Below are 25,052 nucleotides of genomic sequence, written 5' to 3' on the forward strand. Positions count from 1 at the left end.
GACCCAACGACGGCGACGGAGACATCAGGTTCCTCACAGGCGGAATGAAACTCTGGAGCGCACTCGGCTCCAACGACCCGGGCACCCTGTACGCCAGCGGCATCAGAACCGATTACGTGAGCGGACCCAACGACGGCGACGGAGACATCAGGTTCCTCACAGGCGGAATGAAACTCTGGAGCGCACTCGGCTCCAACGACCCGGGCACCCTGTACGCCCGCAACGTCAACGGAGCGGCCTCAGGACGCAGCACCCCTAGGTATGGCTGGAGGCCGACGGGAGGGAACTACTACGACATCACCGTCGATACCTCCGCAGCCGGGTTCACCAGCTGCCCCATTTACCTCATCGCTCTCGCAGGGGACTTCTACGGCGAGCACGATCTCCGCACCAGCGCCATCTACAACGCCACCGCCACCGGCTTCAGTGTCGTCCTCCGATGGCGCGACGGCTTGGCCATGACGCTCGAGGAGGCCGAGCGTCTCGGCTGGCACATCGACTGGGTCGGCTACGAAACTTCCTGACTTCACCACCGCTCGGGCAAACAACCCCTGCACACGACATGGTCCGGGAGGATGGTCCGGGACCATGTCGTCGTGGAGGTGATGCAGACAAGACGCGTTGATCACCAGTGCCCTACCAAGCGCGTCGCGTCTGGCCCGCTCCAGCGGCTCGTGCGCCCCTCACTGGACCCGCACCGGACAACCGCCCCGGCCGCGACCGACGGTGATCATGGACATGGGACGCCGTCGGCCGAAAATGGCACCGGCGGCGAGTCGCGCACCGCCTCGGCGGACGGTTCTCCTGGTCGCCGCGCCGTGATCGTTCATGTACGCGACAAAAGACCCTTCGCCGGTAGAAGCGATGGTTATCGTGGGTTCTTGGTGTCTTCCCGCAGTCAGAGATCGATGATCTTGTCAGGCACGTAAGGCACGTCAACTCGAAGTTGGGCCTGGGTGTTCGGCACGTGCTCGACCTGGTGGCCGACGTCCACCGCGTCTGGCAGAACCGCCGCCGCGCTCGAAGGGACCCGCCATGACCACCCCTGGCTCAGGCCCACACACCGTCCGACCTGGGCGAGCTGACCGCCCAATGGCTGGAGGGGCACATCGGCCACCTCGGCTACGGCGGTCCGCCCGAGGAGGAGCCCCCGCACATCGCCGCGCTCGCCGGGGTTACCGGCATCTTGTTGGTCGAGGTCACTCTTCCTTGATCGCTGCCTCTACCAGGGCTCGTGCGGCCCAGGTGACCGTCTCCTGTTCGGCCTGGGGATCGAGGCCGCGGACGTCGCGCAGCGCGATCTGCGCTTCCCGGCCGACCACGATGGTCAAGGCCGAGATCAGGCGTTGGAAGGACTCTTCGCTGAGGGTGCCATGGAGCGGTTGGCAGGCCTGCTCGAGCCATTCGATCCGCCGACGGGTGCGCTGTGGGGTGGCCGTGCCCGGGGCGACGTCGGGTGACGGGTCGACGGTCAGCCGGATGAGGCGGCGGCCCAGGGGGAGCGACTGGGGTGAGTAGGCGAGCAGGGTCCGGGCGAGGGCTTCCACTCGGACCGCGGCGTCGCCGCCGAACGCGGGGTCGGCCAGCGCCTCTTCGACGGGAGGTTCGTTGATCGCGCCGGCGGTCGCGTCGATCAGCAGGTGGTCCAGGCTCGGGAAGTACATGTACACCGTGCGGCGGGACACGTCGGCGGCGGCCGCGATCTCGTCGATGGACGGTGTCGTTCCGCCGGCGCTCAGGTGGACCGCCGCGTCCACGATCACCTTGCGGGTACGGCGGCGCTGCGCTTGCGGCCGCACGGCGGCCTGGATCGTCGCTGCTCATCGTGGCTCTGTCGCTCCTTGGGGCGGTGGTGGCCGCAGATCTTGACGCCTGCTCACCGCTAGAGTATATCTTCATGCAGTGATTGCACAGCTGTGCAGTAATTGCACGCGAGTTCAACGGAGTTCCAGGGTCTGTATGACGCAAGTCACATGAGTGGCGGTGTCACAGAGCTCGGACCTCCGGCATCTCATGACCGAGCCAACAACAGCTGCAAGGAGCACTTCCATGGAAACCCGCCTGAACCTCTTCGCCAGCCCGGTCGTCGCCAAGGCCCTGGGGCACTACGGCGCGGCGGCTCCGGTGCTGATCCAGGAGTCGGCGCTGCCGGCCACGACGCAGAACCTGGTGATGCTGCGCGCCAGCCAGATCAACGGCGACGGCTACGCCACCGACGTTCACGGCAAGAACGCCGCGCACGCCGGTGAGACCATCGCGCGGCTGAACCTGGTCGCCGTCTGGCGCGAGTCGACGGTGTTCACCGACGCCGAGCGCGCCGCACTGGAGCTGACCGAGCAGGGCACCCGCATCGCCGACGGCGCCGGTGGCATCACCGACGAGGCCTGGGCCGACGCCGCCAAGCACTACGACGACGACCAGCTCGCCGCGCTGGTGGCGTTCATCGCCCTCATCAACGCCACCAACCGCTTCGCCGTCATGAACCGGCAGCGGGGCGGCTCCTACCAGCCCGCCAAGTGACGATCCGCATCCCATCCGAACGACAGACAACCCCGCGAGCAAGGACTCAGTCATGGAACGTTTCGACCTGTTGGCCAACGAGCTCGGCGCCAAGATCGCAAAGCGGATCTACAATGTCGCCGTGCTGGTGGAGAAGTCGCCGCTGCCCAAGGCCACCCAGGACCTGGTGATGTTGCGCGCCAGCCAGATCAACGGTTGCGGCTTTTGCGTCGACTATCACACCAAGGACGCCACGGTCGCCGGTGAGAGTGCGACCCGTATCCATCTGGTCGCCGCCTGGCGTGAGTCGACGGTGTTCACCGAGGCCGAGCGGGCCGCTTTGGCACTCGCCGAGGAGGGCACCCGGATCGCCGACGATCACCGCGGCGTGTCGGATGAGACCTGGGCCGAGGTGCGCAGGCATTACGACGACGACCAGATCGTCGCGCTGGTCACCCTGGTTGCCATGATCAACGCTAACAACCGGCTCAACGTGATCGTGCGCAAGCCTGGTGGTTCCTACGAGCCCGGCATGTTCGCCGACATGGCCAACTGATCGGCGCCCACGGCCACCTCGGGTGAATCCCGCACGCCAGCCGACATCGGCGACCCGAAACAACCAGGAGATACCCAGGCCGTTCGGGCATGGGCACCGCCCCTTCGCCCTCTGATCGGCTTCGAGAGGGCGTCGCCCCACGTACCCGGCAACACCTTGCCGCACTCAAACGCGCCTGCTGCGCGCCCAGACCACGCTCTCGTCCGGCACCGAAGGCCAGGCCGCCAACACCGGCCTGACCCTGCCCGACTGCGAACACCCGCTCACGCTGACCCTGCCCGGCCACAAGCCCTCACTCATGCCACCAGGGACGCCACCGCCGCTGTCAGCGATCACCGCATTGAAGGAGAACAACTGATGGATGCCGTCCGCAGTCCGCGCCGCCGGACCCGACTCATGGCCTGGCCCGCCCGCTACACCGGCCACGGCAACACCGACGACGCACGCGACTCCACCTGCGCACCCACCCACAAGGCGCTTTGACGAGAACCCATGTTCCTGGTCCACCCGCCGCACCTCAGGGGCGGCGGGTGAACCTGCTCGGCCGCCGCCAGGATGAACACGGCCCAGCAGGCGCCGGCCGTGCTGTGAGCGCCGGTCCACGTGCCTTATGTGCCAGACGAGATCATCTCGCTCTGACCCGCGAGAAAATACCAACAACCCAAGACAACGATGGCGTCTGGGGCTCCACACTGCCGCCCATGGCCGCGCAGTCCGCTTCGGTGACGATCTCTGCCGGAAGCGGCGGGCGCGATGGTCATCTGGGGTTCGCAGCCCTTCCCGCAGCTCAACGCGATGTGATCTTGTCAGGCACGTTGGGCAAGTAGGCCGCTTGCCGCCTTGGGGCACCGGCCATCCGGCCCTCGACGCCTTCCTCGCCACGGCCCCCACCGCCGACCCCACCATGCACCGCGCCTACGCCTCAGCCATCGACCGCACCATCGCCCTGCTCGGCCGAGACAGGGCGCTCGCCGACCTCGCGACGCCAGGCAACCCTGGCCAGACACTTCGACAGCCAGATCAGGGCGGGGCCCACCACCGCGCGGATGGGCGCCGTGCTTGACACCCGACCCGGACCGTGAGAGCAAGGCCAGGCTCACGCCCTGCCAGCGCGCCAAGGCGTGGGCGACGCCGCGTGCGGTCTGCTGGGCGGGAATTCGTCAGCAGCGGCCGCTCTGTGGGGCTGACCGGTGCCGAGCGGCTGGAGAGGCTGTGCCGGGCTGGGTGGGCTTGGTGAGGTTCAGGCCGCCGTCGATGGCCGGCACCTGGCCGGTCAGCCAGGTCGTGGCGGGGTCGACCAGGCGCAGGATCCAGGTGGCGACCTCTTCTCGTTGGCCGCGGCGGCCGAGCGGGATGCGGGCGGCCTTGGATGCGGCGTGGTGGGCGGCGCCGGGAAGCGGCAAGAACCCGCGCGGCCTGTGGCAGCCCTGCGAGGGCGTCATGGTTTCAAGGGCGGGATCGTCTCGATGATCTCTTCGATGGCTTTGGCGCGCAGCTGCGAGCCGGACAGGCCAGGATGTCTCCGGCCTACAGAGTCCTCCCACACCTTGGCCAGCCCCGAGCGGACCTCCAGCCAGACCACGGCCATCCCCACCATCTTGGGCCGGAAGTCGTCGGGCTCGATCCCCGAAGGGTTCACCATCAGGACGGCCTTGTCGAACGCATATATCGCCTCTTTGGGCTTCCTCTCCATGGCTCGGATCACCGCCAGGTGCAGCAGCGCCCGCCAGTGCCTGTAGATGCAGGTCCTGTTCGATCTCCCTGACCGCGAGGCTCTCCGAACCAGGAGTGGCAAGGCGCCTCTCAGCCTCCTGGTAGTGCTTCTCCCCGTGGGCGGCGTTGGTGAGGCAGACCTCCAGGAGGCGGCGTGCCGCCTGGACCCGCACTTCCCACCGCCGTCGCTTCACGGCCGGGTCGACTTCGTTATCGGCTGGCTTGGCTTCGGAGTCACCGGACACCAGCATGACAAGCAGCACGACACCCCCGAGGAGCGCCAACACACCAAGCGCCTCGTTCAAATCCTCGCCCACCTCATTCACAGTAGAGGCAGGTCCATTCCGTGTGAACCTAATCTCGTAGAGGCAAGCAGGCAAGAAGCCCCCAGCGTCAGAGCCCTTCGCGGTGGGGCCCTCGGCACGCAAAACTGGGTGGACGAGGCCAGGATCGAGGTGTTCCTGGCCGCCGGGCACACCCGCCAGCACGCGCTGGACATCGATGCTGGGACCGGACGGCCTGCCTGCCCGGCCAGCCGTGCCCGTCCCTCGGCGGCCTCCCGCGGGGAAATCAGCGAGGGGAACCAGCCGTCGGCCAGCCACGCCGCCCGCCGGATCGCTGCCTCCTCCGACGCGTTGTGGACCCGCACGGGCGGCATGGCCGCGGCCGGGGACAGCGTGACCGACGGCCGCCCCGGCTCGTCCGGCAGCCGGGTCTCCTTCCGGGCCAGCAGCTCGGGGAGCAGTTCCAGCGCGGTGTCCGTACGGCGTCCGCGCCGCCCGTACGCCACCCCGGCGGCGTCCCACTCCCCCGGCCCGCCGCCCGAGCCGACGCCCAGGGCGCGTGGTCAAGTGATGGGTGAACCGGGACGGCAGCCAGGTCTGCCGTGTTCTCTGCCCTGCACGTCAGCACAGGGCAGAGAAGGGGATATGGTGCAGCCCGACCAGCTCGACCTGTTCGCTGCTGCCTGACCGGCTCCAGATCGTCAGCCCGATGAACCCGTCTATCCCCCCAGGAGCAGGGTCACAACGACACCGGCGATGAAGAAGAACGCCCCGCTGACGATGTTCAGCCACATGCCTTGCTTGAAGGATTTCCGGCCGCTTTCCTCCAGCCGTGCCGCGAGCCGCGCATCGAGCATCTTCTCGACCGCTGCCTGTGCTTCCTTGTGAATCGAGGCGATGCTTTCGGCGTGTTCGGCCTCAGCTTGCAGCTCACGGACCGTTGCGGTGCGTGCTTCCATCTCCGCTGACAGTTCGGCAAGCAACGTCGTTGACCGCTTAAGAAGATCAGCTAATTCATCGGCCCGTTCCTCGACGGTGGAAGTACTCGGTGCGGGGGCCTCCTCCACGGTGCTGGGCCGTCTGAGCTTGCTCTGCACCTTTTCCAAGGCGCCTGACCCGAGCCCACTCAGCACGGCGCCAACGACAGTCGAGATGAGGATTGGGTCCACGTCCACGCGGGCAGATTACGAGCGGGGACCACACGTAGACGCCGCAACGAGCACGCGGTGATCGGATCGATACATGCAGCCACGTTCCGGTGCACTACGAGCCGATCCCTCAGCGAACTGAGACGCTGACCACTCCCCCCATGTTCCCTCCCCTGCACACCAGCACGGGGCATGCAGGGGGCACGGTGGCCAACAAGCGGACGCTTCCCGCAGTCCCTCGCTCCCGGAGGCCGGCACGAAGAACGCAGGGCAGGACTGCACCGTCTCCGGCGGCAGGATCGCCACGATCGACATCCTGTCCGACCCCGACCGCCTGGCCCGACTCGACCTCACGCACCTGGAGCCGTGACGACGACGGGCTTGACACTGACACCGTGTCAGGCGGCACGGTGCCGAGCATGTCTGTCACCTATGTCGGCTCCGGGCCGTACTGCTACGCCAACTCCCTCGCGATGGTCCTGGGCGACCAGGCGCCGCCCACGGCCGTGGTCGAGGTCCTGACGGGCTCCCCGTACGGGATGCAGCTCATCGGCGGCCGGTTACCGCTGTTCGACGCGTTCGGCTGGGACCCCGAGATCGGGATCGACGCCGCGCTCGGCCTGCTCGGCTGGGAGTGCGAGCATGCGGACGGCGGCACGGCGGCGGCGGCGCTCGACCGGCTGCGCCGCGCCTGCGAGGACGGCCCGGTGCTGGCCGGCCCGCTTGAGCTCGGCCTGCTGGCCTACCAGCCGGGGTCGGGCGAAGCGGTCGGCGCCGACCACTACCTGGTGGTGCTGGAGGTGAGCGACAGCACCGTGCTCGTGCACGACCCGCAGGGCTACCCGTACGCCACCCTGCCGGTCGACGCCTTCTCCGAGGCGTGGCGCGGAGAGCTGATCCCCTACCTGGAGCAGCCGTTCCGGATGCGGCACAGCTTCACCCGCCGCGAGCGGGTCGGCCCGGAGGAGGCGCTGCGGCGCTCGCTGCCCGCCGGACTGGCCTGGCTGGCGGGACGTACGGACGTGGAGGTCCCGCCAGGCACGCTGGGGCAGGCCGAGGCCGCCGAGCGCACGGCCCAACTGGTGGAGGAAGAGCTGGATCCCGAGGTCAGGACGTTGTGGCAGGCGTTCGCGGTGCGGGTGGGCGCCCGCCGCCTCAACGACCTGGCGGCCTGCCTGGCGTCCCTCGGCCTCGACACGGGCGCGGCCGTCGCCGCGGAACAGGGCCGCATCGTCGGTGGCCTGCAAGCTCCGCTCGTGGCGGGCGACGACATGGCGCTCGCGGCCGGCCTGCGCCGATTGGCTCCGACATACGAACGGCTGCGTACCGCCCTGATCGCCGATGAGGGGACGTCCCAGGCAAAGGGAACGCCTGCTCGAAGGAGTTGACCCTCGGCACCCTGCTCACCCTGCTTCCGGAAACGCCGGCCGATCGCGCGCGGCCGCGCTACCCGGCCCGTACGCCGCGATCCTCACCGAACACGCCACCATGCTCAAGCGCTCCCCGCCGGCCGACTCAAGCAATTCAGATCCGGACATCGGGCGTGAAGAGGTGATCGGGTGGCTCCTATCCCTGGTAACCGGGGATGGAGAGCTCCGGGACGGTGCTGCCGGCGCAGCGGGCGCGCTGGTCGGCGGTGGGGGCGGCGTTGCGCATGCCCACGACCGGCACGGCGCGGCCGTCGGCGTAGGTGTTGTCGGACGCGGTGAAGGCCGCCGCGTCCCCGGCGACCTGGGAGACGTCGGGGCGGCCCGCGGTCCCGGCGAGCGGGTCGAGGAAGCGGTTGCCGAAGACGGCGATCGCCTGCTCGGCCCCGGTGCCGGGGAAGTTGCGCCAGTACATGATCCCGCTGTGGTCAGCGGCGGGCGTGACCGTGCTGACGTCGTAGACGTTGCCGCAGACGACGACGTCCTGGAAGACCTTGGGGGCGTTGGTCACGTCGTAGGTGTAGAGCAGTAGCGCGGTGCCGTACAGGAGGTTGCCGGCGATGGTCGCGCCGGTGCCGTTGCGCACCTTGAGCCCGCCCCTGGCGTCCTGGGGCCAGCCGCGCAGCCAGTTGCCGGTGATCCGCAGGCCGTCGAAGCCCCAGGCGTACACGCCGTGATCGCTCTTGGCGCCGCTGCGCGGGTCGCGGTTGACGATGTTGCCGGAGACGGTCGCGTTGATGTCGCCCTTGATGCTGATGCCGCGCTGGATGTGGCCGAGGGCGGCGGGCAGGCCGGTACGGCGGCGCACCTCGGCCAGGCGCGCGGCCGGAGCCTGGGACCAGGAGCGTCCGCCGGCCCAGGTGCTCAGCCATGCCGTCGAGGACAGGTCGGCGCCCAGGACGTTGCCGCTGATCGTCAGGTCGCGGGTGCGGTAGGTGAACAGCGGGGCGCCGCCGTCCACCTGCCGATCCGACAGGAAGACCGAGTCCTGAACCTTGGCGCCGACCACGTTGGTGAGAGCCACGGCGACCTGGGCCGAGCTCGTCTGCTGCTCGTCGCCCCCGGCGGGCGTCTCCCCGTCGCCCATGCGGTTGACGAACACGCTGCGCCGGATGATCGGCCCGGTCTTGTAGGGGCTGTTGACGTCCAGGCGCAGCCCGTCGAACACCACGTTGTCCAGTACGGGCGTACGGTCCCACCGGTTGGCGTAGGTGGTGTCGGCGAGGGCCGCGTTGGTTGTGCTGCGCAAGATGGCGGGTGTGTCGGGGTCGCCGAGGATGGAGGCGGGCTTGCTCCGGTCGAGGCCGCCGGTGATGCGGTAGAGGCCGCCCGGCAGGTAGAGGCAGCGTCCCGAGGCGTACGCGTTGGTGATCGCCTGCTGCATGCTCGCGGTGTCGTCGGCCTGCCCGTCGCCCTTCGCACCGGCGTCGGCGACGGCGTTCAGCACGCCACCCGAGCAGGCCGGGTCCGCGGCCACCGACTCCGGCACCGCAGGAGCGGCACCGGCCATGGCCGGCTCGGCACCGAGCCCCGACACGACGACCACGCCCGCGACCAGCGCCTTACGCATCCACCCTGCGTTGCTTGCTCGCATCGCCCGACTACCTCCGGTTTCCCCCGACGCCGGCCGCGACGTGGTTGCCGCGTCCGCCCGTTCAGCAAGGTGATCTTGCCATACGCGGGTCGACCGGGATCTCGCCCTATGCGTCGATGGCATTGGCCATCGTGGCGGTGCCGGTCGCCGCGTCGGGCATCAGGGCCGGTGCCACGGCTGGGCCGCCTGCTACCACGCCTGCGCCGACGCCGATCCGGCACATCCGCAACGGGAGGTCGCGGCGTGGTTCACCACCGAGCGGCCGATCCCCATCAGGGCGTTGCAGGACGTGCACCGCCACGACCGCGGTCTCACGCCGACCCAGCCGTCGACGCCCCTGGTCTACCTTCTGAGCGCACCTGTGGCAGCCGCCCTGAAGCGTGGAGGCGGTGGCGGGAGTGGTGGGGTTCCTGGTGCAGAACCGGCACATCCTCGACGCGTTCACCGTGACGGAGATCCGCGCCGTCCACTCCTGAACGCCCCTGCCGGGTGCGTGTGTCCGTGTGCGCCACACGGGCCAGGGCATGTTTCATCTGCCGTCCGTCCCCCCGCCGGGTGCGCAGTCGAGGGATCGTCGCAACACAGATGATCGCCTGCTGCAGGCAGCCGGCAAGGCGATCGGCGTATATCCCGGCTCTCCCAGCCCAGTGCGGCGAGCACAGGCAGCAGCACGGCCATCCACCCGTAGTGCACGATCTCCCAGTTCTCCTCTTCCGGATAGAGCCACGGCCGGTAGGGACCCCGCAGAACCAGGCTCACCGAGACGATCACCAGGAGACCGCCCATTCCCGCGAGGGCGGCCGCCTTCCCCTGGTGCATGCGCCCGGCTACCGACGCCGACAGCAGGCCGATCGCGATGCACGCCGCCGCCTCCACCGCCATCCCTGCCACCCTGAGTTCTCCCCCACGAGCAGCCTGGCTACGGCGACGGCACAGGCGATCCCCCAGAACAGCCCCGCAGAAAGGCCTCCGAAGCCGCAGCGCAGCCACTGGCGGAGCCAGCGGGGGGCCGGGGTCGCACCCGTGCTCGCGGTCATCTCGTCGATCACTGCGAATCCAGCGGCGGCGCCCAGCACCACCCCCATCATCCTGAGCAGGGTGAAAGCACTTCGCCCCCTCTCCTGGGAAGCAGCCGTCATCGAGGGGATGGCCAACTGCCCAGCAGCCCCTCTTCTGCGGATCTTGACATTGTGTCGGTGAGGCGTTCACACAGGTCGGCGGGTGCGAGAACCTCGACGTCGGCGCCGGGTCTGGCGATCCGGTCGCACATGCCCTCCCAGTCCCGCAGGTCGTCCGGCGTGATTACGGCCGGCGCCTGCGGCACGCCCGCCGTGTGGACGAGGACGTGAGCGAGCGTGATGCCTTGCTTGCCGTGCGCGGCGAACTCCGGCCAGTACTCGGCGATCGGCGTGTCGTAGCTGAGTCGGCCGCGGTCGGCCAGCACGTGCACGACCGCCGCGGTCAGTCCCTTGCCGGTGGACCAGGAGTGGAACAGTGTTCGGTCGTCCACCGGCCGGTCCGCGCGCGGGTCGGCGAGGTCTGCGCCGGCGTTCACGACCAGCTCGCCGTGCAGGTGGGCGGCCACCTGGACGCCGGTCTCCCGTCCTGCAGCAACCAGGTCGTGGAGCAGTCGCTGCACGTGTTGCCGGGCATCCGCCATGTCCACTCCTGGACGAGCTCACGACGTCACTGCAGCACCTCTCACAGGAGCCTGCCCGACCTCCGCAGGCGGCGCTCCCTCAGTGCGAGGAGTGGGGGCAGGGCAAGCTGTGTCGCCACGTACGCCGTCACGGCGAGCGCCTCCCAGAACGCGGCCGAGCCGACGGCGCCGGCGCTCAGCCGGGCCATGCCCCACTGTACGAGGGCGAGCAGCAGCGGCAGGGCCACGAGCACGAACATGCCGGCCATGACCACGACCCCCGCCATGTACAACAGGGCGAACCAGCGTGCCACGTGCCGATCACGCTCGCCGGCCGAGGCCAGCTCGGCCGCCTCGGCGGGAGGCAGCCGGAACAGTCTGGCCTTGGCGGTCAGCCAGGTGACCCGGTACAGGTTGTGGCAGCGCAACGCGTTGGCCAGTACGGCGTAGCCGTCACTGCGCATCGGCACCGCGGCCCACTGCCAGACGATCCCGACGAGCCGATACAACACCACCGCGCCGAGAAGACCGTTCAGCGTCTCAGGCAGTGCGAGCATCCCGGCCCGGTCGAGCAGCCGCAGCCCCAATGCCGCCGCCACGACCACGACGTCGATCGCCATGCCCGCCAGGTAGGCCCCGTACCTGCGGCGCCGCGGCACGTTCACGATCTGGGTCAGGTCGGTCTCGAAGACGATGTAGAGGCCCCGGTAGCTGACCCTGAAGGTGGCGGGGACGCCGAGCGCCCTGCCCGCGACCCAGTGCCATGCCTCGTGCAGGGCGCTGAAGGCGATGTCGACGAGCAGGTAGGTGAGCATCGACAGTGCGGCGCTGGGGAGAAACCAGGCGTCCTTCCACGAGGGGCGCAACTCGGGTGCGAAGGCCAGGACAGTCACGACGAAGACCGCTGCCGCCGCGTAGCACGTCCAGGCGGTCCTGCCGAAGAATCTGGCCGCCGTGTCCTGGCCGAGTCCCTCGATCCAGCCGCTGGGGGCTCGTTCTCCGGGCGGTGCGGGCGGGTCGAGCAGGCCGGCGCCGGTGAGACCGTCGAGGAAGTCGGCGCCGTCGACCTCCTCGCCCGCCACCTCGCTCGCCCGCCTCGCGGCCTCGGCGGCCGAGCCGCCCTCCTGCAGGGTGGTGACGAACACCGCGCCCGGCTCGGGCACCGCGACGAAGACTCCGAGGTCGGGGCGGCCCAGGATCCAGGCGTCACCGTCGAACGCGACGGTGAGCCGGGCGGCCCGTTCGCGCAGGTCCCGGTCAACGATGGCGGACATCCGTCCTCCTGGAGCTTGCGGGGCGACAAAGGGAGAGCGCACCCCGGCCCCCGGCCGGGGTGCGCTCGCGTCGGTCATGAGTCGGGCGTGTTCAGTCCGGTCAGGCGGGTGTTCTCGATCCGCACGATCTCGATCTTCATTGTGGTCAACTCCTTCCGCAGGTCACACAGTCGGGATTGCGGGACCACTCGGCCTGACTCATGGCGCAGGCGCCGGCGAAGTCGATGGTGAGTGGCCGACCGGCGTATGCCGGTGGCTCGAAACCGGTCAGGTAGCGCAGCACCTCGAAGGCGCCGAGCGCGCCGAGCAGACCGGCGACGGGGCCGATGCCCCTGTTGGGTTGCGGCCTGCTGTAGAACAGGCGGGCCGCCGCGATCTCGGCGCTCAGTGCGGGCTCGTCGGGATCGGCGTGGCCTTCGGGCCTGGTCGGATCGGCGGGGACGCAGGCCCTGCAGGCGCTCTCCCCCGGCGCGACCGACCAGACGATTCCCTTGGTGACCGTGATGCCGCCGCGCACGAACGGCACGCCGTGCCCCACGCAGGCCGCATTGACCCAGAGGTCGATCTCCGTGGGCTGGTCGATCCCCGAGGCGACCACGTCGGGGCGCGTCTCGTCGAGGAGCTCTGCCAGTTGCCCGGCGCTCTCGATGCCCGTGTCGATCGCCTGGACCTTGATGGCGGGGTCGAAGGCGCGCACCCACTCCGCCGCTCGCTCGACCTTCCTGGCGCCGAGGTCGTCCCAGCGATAGAGGTACTGCCTGGCGAAGTTGCGCACGTCGACGGTGTCCCTGTCGACCAGCGTCATCCGGCCGACGCCCAGCCCGCTGAGATGCGGGATCGTGTTGGAGTTGAGGCCGCCGGTGCCGAGTACGAGCACGTGCGACTCGCGCAACCGGCGTTGCAGGTCCTCGCGGCTGCGCGTCAGCGTGCCGAACGACTCGAAGAAGGCCAGGTTGCTGAAGTGGCGTTCGGCTTCGGCGGCGTCGAGGACGCCCAGACGGTCGCCGTCCTCCAGCAGTCGCTCGGCGTCGAGGGCCTCGATCGCGCCGAGCACGTCCTGGACGGGGAGCGCTAGTTCGCCGGCGAGCTCGCCGACGGTGCGGCCGCCTTCGCGCAGCAAGGCGAGGAGTTTCTCCACGTGGCCGCCGGGGTCGGTCACGATCAGCTGGTCACGCAGGTCGTACACGAGGCGGAGCTCCTCGCCCACCCGTTCCCAGGCGACGTTCTTGAGTCGTGGCCGCATGCGTCCTCCGATGTGTCCGGTGAAGCCGTCGTCCTGAAGCTCGATGAGCAGACGGCGTCGCGGTCGACGTGGGCAGCCTACGCACGGCGGATCATGGAAGTCGTTGGCGGAGCGCGCACTGTTCCTTGGCAACGGCGGCACGGACAGCGGCTCACCCCAACCCGGTCGGCCGGCGCGATCGCCGCACCGGCGGGCGGCCGGCGCGCCGCTCCGGCCCCGAGGTACGAACGCGCCCTGATCGCCGGAGGCACGATGTGGATCTCCCAGGGCGGCGGAAGGCCAGGGCCAGGGCCAGTGGGATGCCGAGGCGCCGCGCCTCGGATAAGGACATGGGCTGTGCCTCGTCCGCCCGGCGAGCACTGCGACGCCTTGGAAGACCGTGGCCGGCCACAGGGGGCCGACGGGGGCGACCTCACGGTTTCCATGGCCGTGGTCACCGCGTGACCGAGACGGTCAGGAGCCTGCCGGACGGGCTGGAGCTCCCCGTCGAAGCGTTTGACGTGCCGATTCACGGATGAGGTCGACCACTTCGCCCTGTGGTCCGTGAGGATGGGCACACCAGGTGCCGCTCATCCACAGCCTCCGAGGAACGCAGCACTGACTGGCCGCATGCACGCGGCTTCTGGAGTCTCGTCTGAGTACTCCGTCGCCCAGCGCACCTTTCTGCGGTCGTGAGCAAGAAGCAGTGCGTCGAGCGCCAACGACATGACGTCCTGATCATACGAAGATCGCCTCAGTCGATGATCGGAGACTGGTTTGAGCACGTGGAAGCGCGCTCTCGGTGTCGCGTGCACGACCCTGGCCCTTGCTGCTCCCACCGGCCTGGCCTCCTCGCCGGCCGTGGCGTCCTCGTCCATGGCTGATTGGCACATCGCGGGGTACTACCCCTCCACCTCGGAGGGCTACAACGCGTGCCACAGGAACGGTGTGCAATCCGGGCGCGGCTACAAGTGCCCGTGGTTCCCGAGCAGGTATGAAACCGGGCAGCCGCACTACGAACTGTGGCTTCTTCGCGTTCCACCGCCAGCCTCAACTGCCGAGTCGCATGAGGATGCGGGGCACTCCGGCGGCCGTCGACCCGGTATCGGCGATCTTGACGAAGCCGGCGGACTGGAACAGGGAGCGCGTACCGACGAACGCCAGCATGGTGTCGATCCTCTTGCCGTTGTTGTCGGGCACACCGCGCCGACGTCGCCGGGAGGCACCCGCCGTTAGCCTGATTCCCATGCTGTTCAAGCTCCGAGACCTGGAGCGCATCGCGGACGGAACCCTCACACTGGCCTTCCGCCGCTGGAAGCGCGGCGCCGTGCGACCGGGCAGCCGGCTGCGCACCGCCGTCGGCATCGTGGCGATCGACACAGTGGAGGAGATCACCGAGGCCCAGGTGACCGCGCAGGACCTCCGGAGCGCCGGCTACGCCTCCCCCGACGACCTGTGGAAGGACCTGGCCCGGCACGCCGACGGCCAGCTCTACCGGATCGGCCTGCGCATGGCCGGCCCGGACCCCCGAGTAGCGCTCCGCGAACGCAGCGACCTGGACGCCGAGCAGACAGCCGAAATACAGCGGCGCCTGGCTGGCATCGACAAGGCCGCCCGCCGCGGCCCCTGGACCCATGATCTGCTCCGCCTCATCCACGAGCTGCCCGCGACCGCAGCCGCCGAGCTCGCCGAACGCCTCGGGCGTGACACCCAGGCCCTCAAACGGGACGTACGCAAGCTCAAGGAGCTCGGCCTGACCGAGAGCCTGGACGTCGGCTACCGGCTCTCCGCGCGGGGAGAGGCCGTGGTGAGAGGATGGGCGAAGAGGGCAGCAGATGATGTTCCGGACAGCACGGCCTGAATATCGCAAGATCCGGTTCCGCAGCGCCCGCGGCTGTCCGGCCAACCCAGGCACCCGAACGCCGGGCAGGCTCCGGACAACGCTGTACCCGCCGAACGACTTCGCCGACCGCGATCGGCAGGGCCACGACGACGAGCGACACGACCAGTCCCCGCGCCGGTGAACCCTGGAACGCGGTGCCGGCGAAGCAGCCCAGGTACGTCGTAGAGGTGGGGCTGGGCGACCGACGGCCTGTGTTCTGCTTCGCCGATCAAGGGCTCGCCTTCTCCGGCTCCTCCTTGTGCCGATGGACGTCGCCTCCGACGTGGGCGGCCCGCTCGCTCCTCGATCCGGTACCTTGTCCTGCTCTTGCGGGCAGCGCTCTCTCTGATCAGGCGCCGCGGGAACTCCGCAGTGCGTCGAGGTCACACGAAGCGTGCGTCCAGCGCCAACGACATGAACAGGCCGATCATGTGAGGGTCGAGAGCGGCATTTCAGCTCGGACACAACGATCGGAGAACCCATGTCCATGTGGAAGCGCGGTCTTGGCGTCGCCGGGGTCGCCCTCGCCTTCGCGGCCCTGGCTCCGGTGACCACGGCGTCGGCCGCGACGTCCTCAGCCATGGAATCGCACTGGGAGATCGCCGCACGCTACTACGGCATGGACATGTACAACAGGTGCCACCGCGACGGCGTGCGGACCGGGCGCGGTTACCGGTGCGTCGAGTTCCCGGTGAAGTGGGGAGACCCGTACTACGAACTGTGGATCCTCGTGTACTGACGAAAGGCGCCAGGGGCCGGCCCGTCCCGTGCAGCGGGCCGAGCTCGGCCACGAGGCAGGCCGCCCGCCGTGGGCGAGGCCCGGCCCCGCCGCGACGCCATGCCCATGGCGAGCACCACGCGGGCGGGCGTGATCCTTCCGCCTACACCTGGACGATCCGAGGCCTGTACCAGGACCCCGATCTTCCTCACGCTACTGCTGAGCCCACATGCGCCCGGACTGCACCGGACGGCCGGACGGGCTCTGGTCCGGCCGCGACGGGACGACACCGGCATCGCGCCACGGCGACGCCGCCACACCTCCGAGAGCGCAAGGGCTCGACATCGCCGGCGGCCAGGGCCACCGCATCGAGCACATCAGGGCCGCCCACGACTCCCTGACATGGCTGCGGAACCTCGCGGCCCACCCTCCGCCACGCCGTAAAGGAATCTCCATGCACCGCTGGAAACCCGAGCTCGGGCTGATCCAGGAAACTCTCCTGCTCACCCTCCACGCCAGAGCCCGGGACTCCGAACTGCCCCGCCCGATCCTCGGTGACACGCTCTCCGCCGACCTGGCCCGCAGAATCGACTACGACTTCGGCAATCTGAAAGTCAAGACCAACGTCGTCGTCACCACGGCCCTGCGCTCCAGGAAGCTGGACGACGCCGTCGAGGCCTATGTGGCGGCTCACCCCGGATGCGTGGTGCTCGACCTGGGCTGCGGCCTGGACACCAGGATGCGGCGCTGCGATCCTCCGCCGGGCGTCGACTGGTACGACGTCGACTTCCCCGCAGTGGTGAACCTGCGATCCGAACGCCTGCATGGCCGCTCCCACCTGATCGGAGCCAACCTCACCCGCTCCGGCTGGCTCACGGCCGTCCCCGATGACCGCCCGGCGATGATCGTCGCCGAAGGACTGCTCCCCTTCATGCCCGGCGACTCCTTCCAGGCTCTGGTCCGCGCGCTGACCGGCCACTTCCCTGCGGGTGAGCTAGCGTTCAACGGCTACACCCGCCTCGCCGCCTGGGCCATGAGATACCACCCGATCATGAAGACACTCGGCATCGAAGCCGCCCAGGGCTTCGACGACGCGCACGAACCCGAGTCCTGGGAGGCCGGCCTCGAACTGATCGAGGAGCAGATCCTCACCCGCGCACCGGAAGTGGCCCGGTTCCCGCAACCCCTGCGCGCGCTGACCCGTCTCACCGCCCGCAGCACGACCTTGTCCCGGCAAGGGGCACGCATTCTCCGCTACCGGTTCTGAGCCGCGGCTGATGGCACGGGAAACGTACGCGAGCGCGCCCGCCCAGCGAGGATCCCGGCCAGGTTCGCCGCCTGGACGGCGGGAAGGCCACATGTTCGTCAGCCAGCCCATGAGGCCGCCCGGGTGCAGGCCGATCTTGACGGGTTGCGGATAGTTGACCATCATCGCCCAGGTCCTGCCGTTGGAGGCGGCGTGCATCGCCCGAACCATCCGCACCGGCCTGGCCGACAGGGTGGCGGGCTGCGTCAGCGGGCGGACGAACGGGATGCGGGGCGGCTGGGAGTCGTCCCATTCCTGCTGCGAGGTGCGGGTGGTGTCGAGCAGTGGCCGGATGCGCGCCTCGATGTTGCTGATGTCGACGGGATCGTCGAGCACGGCGTTCAGCATGGGTCCGAAGGCGACGTCGTTGCCGCCGAAGCCGGAGATCACCAGGTCGGTGGCCTCGTCCACTCCCTGGTTCTGGGGCGGATTGACGCGGGAGTGATCGTTCTGGCCGACGAAGAAGTGCTCGGAGAAGGCGTTGAATCGCACGCCGAAGAACACCTCTGCCATGGTGTGTCCTTCGGCCGGGATGCGTCCACAGTTGGGCCCTGGCAGGAAGCCGCGCTTGTTGAGGGAGTCCCCTGCCCCGTCCCCCGATAGGTACGAATCGCCCCTGAAGACGATCTTCACGACCCTCTGCCCCCGGCGTGCGGGTGTCGGTCGGCGCGTACCGCTGCTCCAGCTACTCCAGGCCGCCGACGACGGGAAGGTTCGCCGGCGACTCGGCGTCGTAGTCGTCCAGCAGCGGGACGTCGGTGATGGGGGCGGCGCTCGCAGGCATGAGGCCGGAGGTCGCGACCGCGGTGAGGGCCCTCCCGGTGAGCGCCCGGGACAGAGGCCGACGTAAGGATCTTCAAGCCAGGCCGTCCACCATGGGCAACCCTCACGTGGCCTGCCACTGTTGGAGGACGAGCCCGCTTCTCCGCCAACTGGCTGGCCCGCGCACCTGCGACAGGATGGCGCTCATCCGGCGAACCTGTTGTCCGTCTCTGACGTGGCGCGGGTCAGGGCCTCGTGCCGGTAGTCCTTGGGCGACAAGCCGTACTTGGCGCGGAAGGATTTGCTGAGGTCGGCGGCGCGGGTGAATCCCCAGCGGGCGGCGATGGCGTGGATGGGCTGCCCTACCAGGCTGGGATCGGCCAAATCGGCGCGGCAGTGCTCCAGGCGGCGGCGGCGGATCCAGGCTGTCAGTGTCGTGCCCTGACGCTGGAACAGCAGTTGCAGGTAACGCACGGAGATGTGGTGCCGGTGAGCGATCGCGCGAGGTGTCAGGTCGGCGTCGGCGAGGTTGTGCTCGACGAACGCCCGGATGCGCGCGATCAGGGCGAGCTGCCGGGTCTCGGGGGGCAGGCAGTCCTGTGCGTTCAGCTGATGGGCCAGGAAGGCCAGGGCCAGGTCCAGCGTGGCGGCGCCGAGGCGCTTCACCTCGGGTAAGGACATGGACTGCGCCTCGCGTACCAGCGTCTTGAGGTAGCCGGCCAGGATCGCGCCGATGCCGCCGGCCGCGGGCATCACGTGGGCCAGGAGCGCGTCGACCTTGCCGGACGGCAGGGGCAGCTCGGCTCTGGGCAGATGCACGATGATCGCACGCGCAGGCCGGGGTCCGTCGAACGCGCCTCCGTGGTAGGGGTGGGAGGTGTCCCACATCACCAGGTCGCCGGCTCCCATCCGGGTGTCGTTGCCGCTCTGGGAGATCCACATCGAGCTCCCGACGATCAGGGCGAGTTCGTATCTTTCGGGGTCGGAGCGGCGAATCAGCGCGGGTGTCCGCACGGAGCTGAGAGCGGGGAACGACATGGTCGTCACGTGGACGGTGTCCAGGTCGATCGCCCCGGCCGAAGCCCGGAAGTCGGCGGCGTGGTCGCTGGTGATCTGGATGGGCGCCACGTCATGGCTGATCAGGTCGCACCACCAGTCGAATCGCTGGTCGGGCGGCAGGTCCGTGCTGTGCTGGGTGACGATTCCCAATTTCACCTCTCACGACATGATCTGAAGCTTTCGAGACGTACCCAGTTTCGGGGCGCGAGCCGCTGTGCGTGCCGCCCTCGCCGGGGAACAGTGCACGCTGCGCCGACGACTTCCGTGATCCGCCGGCCGGGTCATCCGGTGGTGGCCTGGCGCCACGGGGTCCGCTCGGCGACGTGTCGGCGGAGGTCGCGGGCCTGCCGGGGCAGGTTCCAGGTCATGGCGCCGATGACGTGGCCGTCCCTGCCGTACAGCCCGGCGAACCGGACGGTGGCGGGCGCCCGCCCGTCTCCCACGTCATCCCCGGCGACGATCTGGAACCGGGCGCCGCCGGTGACGCCGTGGACCTGGATCTTCACGTCGTACTGGTCGGTCCAGAAGTAGGGCACGGGCGCGAAGGGGGCCTGGCCGCCGAGGAGCGTCCGGGCTGCGGCCGTGCCCTGCTCGGTGGCGTTTCAGCCGGTGTTCGACGCGCAGGCCGCCGAAGCTGAGGTGCCGCCAGGCGGCGACGTCACCGGCGGCGACCACCCGGGGCGCGGCCTGACACCGATGGTCGCACCTGACGCCGTCTTCCACGTCCAGGCCGGGACCGGCAGCGCGACCGTCCGCACCAGGTCGGAGCCGGCGAGCAGGTCGTCGACGATCCGCTGGATCCTGGGCCGCAGCGCCTCCATCTTCCTGATCATGAAGTCGGCGGTCAGCAGGCGCCGGTGTGCGGTGTGCTCGGGGGCGTCCATCTGCATCAGCGTCTTCATCCGCGCGTCGCGTGCCTTGCTCACCGCGTTGGTGTGCGGGAAGCCGGGCTCGGCCACGTCGACGCCGGCGCGCGGATCGGCGAGCACCGCGCGGACGTCGTCGTAGCGGGTGACCAGCCAGGGGGTGGTGCCGTCCCACAGACGGACGCGTGAGACGGGCGCTTCCGCGCTGCGGCGGGTCAGCTCGGGCGACGGGTCGAACGGGCGGTCGGTCGCGCGGGGCATCGGGAACGTCACCGGATCCGGCAGGGCATCGGTCATGATCTCTCCTCACCTCGGTCGTGTGGTCCGCGCAGGGCCGAGGACGGCCGCCGGCGGGAACCGTCGTGGTCCGCAGCGCTCATACGTCAAGGCTGTCGTTGAACCAGCCCCGGAGACTTCCGCCCGGGAGCGCCGGAAGGCGGGCGGGAAAGCCTCAACCGGCGGTGCAACCTCGGCGCCCGAACCGGACGAACGGTATGCGGCTCCCCACCTCGCGGTGTTCGTTCACGCTGCCCTCCACGGCGAAGCCCGTGATCCGGCAGAGCCTGCGGCCGGGGCGCGGGGGGTACCGGGATCCGGAGGCGGCCACGTAGCCCCGCTCGTCGCGCTGAACCATCTCGATTCCGGCCCCGGCGGGGCAGGCCGAGACGCGTCCGACGTGGGTGAGCAGCATGACGCGCCCGCTCAGCAGCGGCACGAGGCCGAGCCGGTACAGCACGATGGGCAGCCGCCACAGCCGGCGGCGCAGCCCGGTCGGCGGTCCGGTCTCCTGACGATCTCCATGGTCGGCTTCCCTTCCGGGCTCCATACGTTCATGACGTTCGATGTTCCGGAAGCTGAGGTGAAGGTCATCACCTTCAAGGCCGGCATCCGCCCGGCCGGAGTCAACGAGACAGTACTCATGGGCTGCTTCGGCAGCATGCGAGCTTGATCTACCAGCAACGCACCTGGGCCGCGCGGCGCTGGCGCGGTGCGGCTCGGAGGCCACTTCGGCGAAGTGCAGACCATGGCCGTGGTGCCGGCCAGCCCCTCGCCCCCGGAACTACGCCCGAGTAGCCGGAGAAGCCGTCTCACTTTCGCTTACGCGCGCTCACCAACGGATCCACTCAACGTGGGCGGCTCTTGGGCTCATCTGGGCTGACCCCTGGATGCCTGATCCGGCCGTTGTAGCCGAGGGCTCCGCGCCGTCACCACCGGCCCCGGACTGGACGAGCTCGGAGCCTGGGGTGATCTCGTGCACGAGCCGGGCGTCACCGATCGCGCCCTGTCGGCGCCACCGCCCGGCACTGGCGGCCCTCGCCGCCGAGTAGCGCGGCAGCCGGTCAGCGATGTGTGGTGGCGAGGCGGCCTCCCGTGACGCGGAGAAGATCGAGCTTTCCGTCCTCGGCGCTTCCGGTAGCTGCCGTGTAGGTGACCATGCGCAGGTCGGCGCCGGGAACGATGAGGACGTCGCAGTCGAGCAGGATGTCGCCGACCTGAGGGTGCCGGATGGTCTTCGCGTCGGTCGTGTGCGGGGCGCCGGTCGTCTGCGCGGCCCAGTGATGGGCGAAGGCGTCGGATGTGTCGCGGAGTTCTCGTACGAGACGATCGAGCCGGGCATCGGCGGGATAGCGGGAGACGGCGTCCTTGAGGTCGGCGACGATCGAGGCGGCGAAGGCGTCCGGTCCGCGTTCCGACCGGACGGGGAGCATCAAGGCGCTCGCGGCGCCGTTGCCGAAGAGCGCACGGGCAAGGTTGCGCTCGGCGGCCGGGAGGGCGGCGGGGTCGCCGTGCAGGGCGCTCCACATGGTGTTCCACCACACCAGGGTCCAGTCCGCGGCGAACACGCCGATCGGGACATCGCCGAGGCGCGAGACGAGCCGTTGGATGCCTGGGGGCACGTGGGTGTCGACGGTCCCGTCCTGTGGCGGCAGCAGCCCGGCGCTGCGGTAGAGCTGGTCGCGCTCGGCGCGGGCGAGCTGAAGGGCGCGCGAGAGAGCGCCGACGACCTGGGCCGAGGGGTTCTTGGCGCGGGCCTGTTCCAGGCGCAGGACGTAGTCGACGGACAGCCCCGCCAGCTGGGCCAGCTCCTCGCGGCGCAGTCCCGGCGCGCGACGGCCGCCAGTCGCCGTGAAGCCGGCGTCGGCCGGGGAGAGGCGGTCACGCCAGGCGCGCAGGAGCGCGGCGAAATCAGTGCGAGAGGCAGCCATGGCCCCATTCTCGCCGCACGGCGGCGAACGAGCCTGGGTACTGCCGGTCCTGGTGACGGACGGTGCACTGGCTGGTGGCGGCACCTGGGACGAAGGTGGACCTGCGCCCGAGCCGGGCGCCACCGGTGCGACAGCGAAGGAACCTGGCATGAAGCACACCATTGTGATGACGGGCGCGAGCCGCGGAATCGGCCGCGTCGCCGCCCGGCACATCCTGCGCCGGTCACCGGAGGCGCATCTCCTCGTCGTCGCCCGCCCGTCCTCCGGCGCGCGGCTCGCCGCGGAGCTCTCCTCGGGCGGGCACCCGGTCTCGCACGTCCAGGCGGACCTCGGCTCGCTGGACAGCGTCCGCGCGGCCGCCATCGAGATCCGCGACCGGCTCGACCGCGGCGACCTGCCGCCACTGCGCGGCTTCGTGGGCAACGCCGGCATTCAGTACACCAATGCGCTGACCGAGGGGCCGGAGGGGCTGGAGTCCACCTTCACGGTCAACGTGCTCGCCAACCATCTGTTCGTACGCCTGCTCCAGGACCGTTTCGCCGCCCCCGCCCGGATCGTGATCACGTCGAGCGACACCCACTTCGGCGACCTCAGGCACAACCTGGGCATGGTGCCGGGGCCGGTCTGGAGGTCCCCGGACGATCTCGCCCGTACGGGCGCCTTCGCCAAGCCGCACACCGCAGCCGGCGGGCGCACCGCCTACTCGACGAGCAAGCTGGCCGCGATCTACCTGGTGCACGAGTACGCGCGCCGCCTGCCGTCCGGGATCGACGTCGTGGCCTACAACCCGGGGTTCGTGCCCGGCACCGGCCTGGCCCGCAACGCCGATCCTCTCTCCCGCTTCGCGATGCGGCGCATCATGCCCCTGGTGATCCTCACCCCCTTCGCCACGAGCCCCGACGCCGCCGGCCGCCACCTCGCCGACGTCGTCCTCGGCACGCTCCGGGCGCCGACCGGTTCCTACGTCGACCGCAACCGCGTGGTCCGCTCGTCGGAGGAGTCCTACGACCCTCAACGCGAAGCCGACCTCTGGAAGACCGTCGAACGGCTGACCGCGGGCGCCCCCGAGTCGTAGCCGAAGCGTTTGACCAACGGCCCGGACGGTGGAAATGAGTCTTCGGTCGCCTTGAAATCCAGTCCGGCAGGGCGGCAGTGAAACCTCGGCCGTAGGCGGCTGGGCGCGGGCCCGGCCTGATCACCCGGTGGCGTGGCTGACCTGGGCCGACGACGCCACCCTGATCGAAGAGATCTGCCAGGCCCCGGGCGCGCCGGCCGGGTGGATCTGGCTGGTCGCCCATCTGATGCGGGCCTTTCAGTTGCGTGAGGCGACGGCCCAGGCGCTGGTAGATGCTTACCAGGTCATCGCGGTGGTCGACGGGCTGGATGAGATGGACGGCACAGATGAGCCCGGCTACGGCTCACGGTCGGGCCAGGCGTTGCGCGTCCTCAACCGCCACCAGCACGGCCGGAACAAGGCACGGCTGGTGCTGACGTGCCGCAGCGGCCCGTACCAGGCGCTGACCGAGGGGCAGGTGTGGGCCCACGATGCCGCCCACATCCAGCTGGGATAGCCCCGTGACCCCTGCCCGGGCGGGAGCGTTCATCAAGGCGGCCGCCGGGACCGGCTCCAGCCGGATCTGAAGCAGCTCGCCGGCTCCCCGGCCAGCCGCCCGGAGATCACCGGGCGACCATGGAGATGCCTACCGAGGCCCGGGCGCGATGGCGGAACCCGGCCATGCCGACTCCCGGCAGCCCAGCCGGCGGACGCGGGATCGCGACGTCCACCCAGGCCCGGCCAGGTGACGTCCCGGTCGGTAACACATGCCTTCAGGCATCAGGCATTACGGTCGGCGGCCCGTTGCCGTGAAGCTCAGCAGCAGTTCGCCGACCGTCTCGGGCGCCTCCAGCATGGGCAGGTGCCCGACGCCGGGCAGCAGCTCGACCCGGGCGTCCGGCACCGAGTCGTACCGGTGCGCCGACGACGGCTCCCAGCGGGGGTCGGCAGCGCCGAAGATCACCTGTACGGGGACCTGGAGGGCGGCCAGACGCTCGGGCACGCTCCGTTCGGCGATGTAGGCGGTGTTCTGGCGCAGCACCGTCCGCATCACGCGGTAGGTGATGCCCCGTACGTCGGCGACCACGTCGTCCGGGAGGTCCACCGGGCGGACGGCCATCGCGCTGATCCCCTTGCGGATCATCGCATCCGAACGCCTTGGCCAAATGAGCGGGCCCAACGGCGGGGCCAGCAGCACCCTAAGAACGAACGGCTGCCCAAGGAGCGCATCCGGACTCGGGCCGCTGCTGATCAGCGAAAGCGAACCGACGAGGTCGGGACGTTGCTCGGCGAGCGCGGTGGCGACGTAGCCGCCGCTGGAGTGCCCGGCCACGGCGACGTGACGAAGCCCATGGCCGTCCAGCAGCGCCGCCACCTGACCCGCCTGCGCGGGCACGTCGTACGACGGCGCGGGCGGGGACTGGCCGCAACCCGGAAGGTCGACCCGGATGACCCGATGGCGGCCGGCCAGCGCCGGGACCACCGGCCCCCAGAAACCGCCCGAGGCCCCCGACCCGTGGATGAGCAGCAACGGCGGCGCCTGCCGCGGGCCGTCATGGACCACGTGCATCCCATGCGCATGCTCAATGTCGTGTTCACTCATAGGGAGACTGTGCACGGCCGGCCGGCCGCCAGTCTTGGACAAATGTTCCCGCGGAGTCGAAACCCGGGTTCGTGGGTGCCGTCCTCCACGATCCGGCCGCCGTCCAGAAAGACGATGCGGTCGGCGCGCCGGACGGTGCGCAAGTATGCCGACGTAGGCGTGCAGGGCAACCGTTCGGCGAAACGACTTCACACCGCCACCTCGTCCTCAGCGCGGCCCTCGCTCCAGGTCTTCTCGCT

At 69.8% G+C, this 25,052-nt stretch carries 26 protein-coding genes; 10 read left to right on the top strand and 16 right to left on the bottom strand.

All coding sequences use genetic code 11. The annotated features are described in order from the left end of the window. Positions 1–524: hypothetical protein (locus AB0J46_RS46095; RefSeq protein ID WP_364341943.1), on the top strand; the 524-nt coding region annotated here is incomplete at its 5' end. A gap of 675 nt (positions 525–1,199) precedes the next feature. Here the strand turns inward: AB0J46_RS46095 and AB0J46_RS46100 are convergent. After that, on the bottom strand, positions 1,200–1,799 hold the full coding sequence (locus tag AB0J46_RS46100; protein ID WP_364341945.1) for a TetR/AcrR family transcriptional regulator: 600 nt from the start codon (positions 1,797–1,799) through the stop codon (positions 1,200–1,202). 250 nt (positions 1,800–2,049) lie between these two features. Between AB0J46_RS46100 and AB0J46_RS46105 the strand changes: the two genes are divergently transcribed. Together AB0J46_RS46105 and AB0J46_RS46110 are read left to right on the top strand one after the other, a co-directional pair. Next, positions 2,050–2,520 (top strand): carboxymuconolactone decarboxylase family protein, encoded by a 471-nt coding sequence (locus tag AB0J46_RS46105; protein WP_364341947.1) that lies wholly within the window; start codon positions 2,050–2,052, stop codon positions 2,518–2,520. Positions 2,521–2,572: 52 nt separating this feature from the next. After that, a complete protein-coding gene (locus AB0J46_RS46110) occupies positions 2,573–3,055 on the top strand; it encodes a carboxymuconolactone decarboxylase family protein (RefSeq protein WP_357710743.1) in 483 nt (160 codons plus the stop codon). A 1,160-nt stretch (positions 3,056–4,215) separates the two neighbouring features. On the opposite strand, the gene AB0J46_RS46115 is transcribed toward AB0J46_RS46110, so the two are convergent. From AB0J46_RS46115 to AB0J46_RS46130, 4 genes are all read right to left on the bottom strand, one after another. Further along, entirely contained in the window at positions 4,216–4,497 is a 282-nt protein-coding gene (locus AB0J46_RS46115; protein WP_364341949.1) for an SDR family oxidoreductase, read from the bottom strand. Continuing rightward, positions 4,494–4,748: a hypothetical protein gene (locus AB0J46_RS46120; RefSeq protein ID WP_364341951.1), complete on the bottom strand. Its 255-nt coding sequence runs from the start codon at positions 4,746–4,748 to the stop codon at positions 4,494–4,496. The genes AB0J46_RS46115 and AB0J46_RS46120 overlap by 4 nt, the downstream gene beginning before the upstream one ends. 342 nt (positions 4,749–5,090) lie before the next feature. Further along, positions 5,091–5,558: a hypothetical protein gene (locus AB0J46_RS46125; protein WP_364341953.1), complete on the bottom strand. Its 468-nt coding sequence runs from the start codon at positions 5,556–5,558 to the stop codon at positions 5,091–5,093. 213 nt (positions 5,559–5,771) lie between these two features. After that, on the bottom strand, positions 5,772–6,227 hold the full coding sequence (locus tag AB0J46_RS46130; protein WP_364341954.1) for a hypothetical protein: 456 nt from the start codon (positions 6,225–6,227) through the stop codon (positions 5,772–5,774). 392 nt (positions 6,228–6,619) lie between these two features. Here AB0J46_RS46130 and AB0J46_RS46135 point away from each other — a divergent pair, with 392 nt between their 5' ends. Continuing rightward, positions 6,620–7,588, top strand: coding sequence for a hypothetical protein (locus AB0J46_RS46135; protein WP_364341956.1), 969 nt, complete (start codon positions 6,620–6,622; stop codon positions 7,586–7,588). A gap of 178 nt (positions 7,589–7,766) precedes the next feature. Here AB0J46_RS46135 and AB0J46_RS46140 read toward each other — a convergent pair whose 3' ends face one another. The 5 genes from AB0J46_RS46140 to AB0J46_RS46160 all read right to left on the bottom strand — a co-directional run bounded on the left by AB0J46_RS46140 (position 7,767) and on the right by AB0J46_RS46160 (position 14,556). Continuing rightward, the gene (locus AB0J46_RS46140) at positions 7,767–9,197 is read right to left on the bottom strand and encodes a glycosyl hydrolase family 28-related protein (protein ID WP_364341958.1); all 1,431 of its coding nucleotides are present in this window, start codon (positions 9,195–9,197) and stop codon (positions 7,767–7,769) included. 1,159 nt (positions 9,198–10,356) lie between these two features. Further along, positions 10,357–10,881, bottom strand: a complete 525-nt coding sequence (locus AB0J46_RS46145; RefSeq protein WP_364341960.1) for a serine hydrolase domain-containing protein — start codon at positions 10,879–10,881, stop codon at positions 10,357–10,359. Positions 10,882–10,922: 41 nt separating this feature from the next. Continuing rightward, entirely contained in the window at positions 10,923–12,134 is a 1,212-nt protein-coding gene (locus AB0J46_RS46150) for a hypothetical protein (RefSeq protein WP_364341962.1), read from the bottom strand. Between the two features lie 145 nt (positions 12,135–12,279). Further along, entirely contained in the window at positions 12,280–13,377 is a 1,098-nt protein-coding gene (locus AB0J46_RS46155; RefSeq protein WP_364341964.1) for a ThiF family adenylyltransferase, read from the bottom strand. Positions 13,378–14,406: 1,029 nt separating this feature from the next. After that, the gene (locus AB0J46_RS46160; RefSeq protein ID WP_364341966.1) at positions 14,407–14,556 is read right to left on the bottom strand and encodes a hypothetical protein; all 150 of its coding nucleotides are present in this window, start codon (positions 14,554–14,556) and stop codon (positions 14,407–14,409) included. Between the two features lie 46 nt (positions 14,557–14,602). On the opposite strand from AB0J46_RS46160, the gene AB0J46_RS46165 reads away from it, so the two are divergent. The 4 genes from AB0J46_RS46165 (at position 14,603) to AB0J46_RS46180 (ending at position 17,707) form a co-directional block, all read left to right on the top strand. Further along, positions 14,603–15,217: an HTH domain-containing protein gene (locus tag AB0J46_RS46165; protein WP_364341968.1), complete on the top strand. Its 615-nt coding sequence runs from the start codon at positions 14,603–14,605 to the stop codon at positions 15,215–15,217. A gap of 502 nt (positions 15,218–15,719) precedes the next feature. Beyond that, a complete protein-coding gene (locus AB0J46_RS46170; protein WP_364341971.1) occupies positions 15,720–15,977 on the top strand; it encodes a hypothetical protein in 258 nt (85 codons plus the stop codon). Positions 15,978–16,410: 433 nt separating this feature from the next. Then, a complete protein-coding gene (locus tag AB0J46_RS46175) occupies positions 16,411–17,223 on the top strand; it encodes a class I SAM-dependent methyltransferase (protein ID WP_364341973.1) in 813 nt (270 codons plus the stop codon). A 154-nt stretch (positions 17,224–17,377) separates the two neighbouring features. Next, a complete protein-coding gene (locus tag AB0J46_RS46180; protein ID WP_364341975.1) occupies positions 17,378–17,707 on the top strand; it encodes a hypothetical protein in 330 nt (109 codons plus the stop codon). A 521-nt stretch (positions 17,708–18,228) separates the two neighbouring features. Here AB0J46_RS46180 and AB0J46_RS46185 read toward each other — a convergent pair. The 5 genes from AB0J46_RS46185 to AB0J46_RS46205 all read right to left on the bottom strand — a co-directional run bounded on the left by AB0J46_RS46185 (position 18,229) and on the right by AB0J46_RS46205 (position 22,156). After that, positions 18,229–19,239: a helix-turn-helix domain-containing protein gene (locus AB0J46_RS46185; RefSeq protein ID WP_364341977.1), complete on the bottom strand. Its 1,011-nt coding sequence runs from the start codon at positions 19,237–19,239 to the stop codon at positions 18,229–18,231. Between the two features lie 125 nt (positions 19,240–19,364). Continuing rightward, a complete protein-coding gene (locus AB0J46_RS46190; protein WP_364341979.1) occupies positions 19,365–19,619 on the bottom strand; it encodes an oxidoreductase C-terminal domain-containing protein in 255 nt (84 codons plus the stop codon). A 66-nt stretch (positions 19,620–19,685) separates the two neighbouring features. Further along, on the bottom strand, positions 19,686–20,246 hold the full coding sequence (locus AB0J46_RS46195) for a hypothetical protein (protein ID WP_364341981.1): 561 nt from the start codon (positions 20,244–20,246) through the stop codon (positions 19,686–19,688). Between the two features lie 154 nt (positions 20,247–20,400). Further along, positions 20,401–20,775, bottom strand: coding sequence for a hypothetical protein (locus AB0J46_RS46200; protein WP_364341983.1), 375 nt, complete (start codon positions 20,773–20,775; stop codon positions 20,401–20,403). 514 nt (positions 20,776–21,289) lie between these two features. Beyond that, the gene (locus AB0J46_RS46205; protein WP_364341985.1) at positions 21,290–22,156 is read right to left on the bottom strand and encodes a helix-turn-helix transcriptional regulator; all 867 of its coding nucleotides are present in this window, start codon (positions 22,154–22,156) and stop codon (positions 21,290–21,292) included. A gap of 148 nt (positions 22,157–22,304) precedes the next feature. Here AB0J46_RS46205 and AB0J46_RS46210 point away from each other — a divergent pair, with 148 nt between their 5' ends. Both AB0J46_RS46210 and AB0J46_RS46215 read left to right on the top strand, forming a co-directional pair. Then, positions 22,305–23,231 carry an SDR family NAD(P)-dependent oxidoreductase gene (locus AB0J46_RS46210; RefSeq protein ID WP_364341987.1) on the top strand — a complete coding sequence of 309 codons (927 nt, stop codon included), beginning with the start codon at positions 22,305–22,307 and terminating at the stop codon, positions 23,229–23,231. A gap of 127 nt (positions 23,232–23,358) precedes the next feature. Continuing rightward, entirely contained in the window at positions 23,359–23,727 is a 369-nt protein-coding gene (locus AB0J46_RS46215; RefSeq protein WP_364341989.1) for a hypothetical protein, read from the top strand. 270 nt (positions 23,728–23,997) lie between these two features. On the opposite strand, the gene AB0J46_RS46220 is transcribed toward AB0J46_RS46215, so the two are convergent. Then, positions 23,998–24,780 carry an alpha/beta hydrolase gene (locus tag AB0J46_RS46220; protein WP_364341991.1) on the bottom strand — a complete coding sequence of 261 codons (783 nt, stop codon included), beginning with the start codon at positions 24,778–24,780 and terminating at the stop codon, positions 23,998–24,000. Positions 24,781–25,052 lie beyond the last annotated feature (272 nt).

The organism is Nonomuraea sp. NPDC049758 (assembly GCF_040674635.1).
GTDB lineage: Bacteria > Actinomycetota > Actinomycetes > Streptosporangiales > Streptosporangiaceae > Nonomuraea.

Bases quoted from the DNA above. Each gene is read 5' to 3' on its own strand.
- AB0J46_RS46210 (WP_364341987.1), top strand. From the start codon at position 22,305: ATGAAGCACACCATTGTGATGACGGGCGCGAGCCGCGGAATCGGCCGC.
- AB0J46_RS46175 (WP_364341973.1), top strand. From the start codon at position 16,411: ATGCACCGCTGGAAACCCGAGCTCGGGCTGATCCAGGAAACTCTCCTG.
- AB0J46_RS46115 (WP_364341949.1), bottom strand. From the start codon at position 4,497: ATGACGCCCTCGCAGGGCTGCCACAGGCCGCGCGGGTTCTTGCCGCTT.
- AB0J46_RS46110 (WP_357710743.1), top strand. From the start codon at position 2,573: ATGGAACGTTTCGACCTGTTGGCCAACGAGCTCGGCGCCAAGATCGCA.
- AB0J46_RS46195 (WP_364341981.1), bottom strand. From the start codon at position 20,246: ATGACCGATGCCCTGCCGGATCCGGTGACGTTCCCGATGCCCCGCGCG.
- AB0J46_RS46105 (WP_364341947.1), top strand. From the start codon at position 2,050: ATGGAAACCCGCCTGAACCTCTTCGCCAGCCCGGTCGTCGCCAAGGCC.
- AB0J46_RS46205 (WP_364341985.1), bottom strand. From the start codon at position 22,156: ATGGCTGCCTCTCGCACTGATTTCGCCGCGCTCCTGCGCGCCTGGCGT.
- AB0J46_RS46220 (WP_364341991.1), bottom strand. From the start codon at position 24,780: ATGCACGTGGTCCATGACGGCCCGCGGCAGGCGCCGCCGTTGCTGCTC.
- AB0J46_RS46140 (WP_364341958.1), bottom strand. From the start codon at position 9,197: ATGCGTAAGGCGCTGGTCGCGGGCGTGGTCGTCGTGTCGGGGCTCGGT.
- AB0J46_RS46155 (WP_364341964.1), bottom strand. From the start codon at position 13,377: ATGCGGCCACGACTCAAGAACGTCGCCTGGGAACGGGTGGGCGAGGAG.
- AB0J46_RS46170 (WP_364341971.1), top strand. From the start codon at position 15,720: ATGTCCATGTGGAAGCGCGGTCTTGGCGTCGCCGGGGTCGCCCTCGCC.
- AB0J46_RS46165 (WP_364341968.1), top strand. From the start codon at position 14,603: ATGCTGTTCAAGCTCCGAGACCTGGAGCGCATCGCGGACGGAACCCTC.
- AB0J46_RS46150 (WP_364341962.1), bottom strand. From the start codon at position 12,134: ATGTCCGCCATCGTTGACCGGGACCTGCGCGAACGGGCCGCCCGGCTC.
- AB0J46_RS46135 (WP_364341956.1), top strand. From the start codon at position 6,620: ATGTCTGTCACCTATGTCGGCTCCGGGCCGTACTGCTACGCCAACTCC.
- AB0J46_RS46120 (WP_364341951.1), bottom strand. From the start codon at position 4,748: ATGGAGAGGAAGCCCAAAGAGGCGATATATGCGTTCGACAAGGCCGTC.
- AB0J46_RS46200 (WP_364341983.1), bottom strand. From the start codon at position 20,775: ATGGAGCCCGGAAGGGAAGCCGACCATGGAGATCGTCAGGAGACCGGA.
- AB0J46_RS46145 (WP_364341960.1), bottom strand. From the start codon at position 10,881: ATGGCGGATGCCCGGCAACACGTGCAGCGACTGCTCCACGACCTGGTT.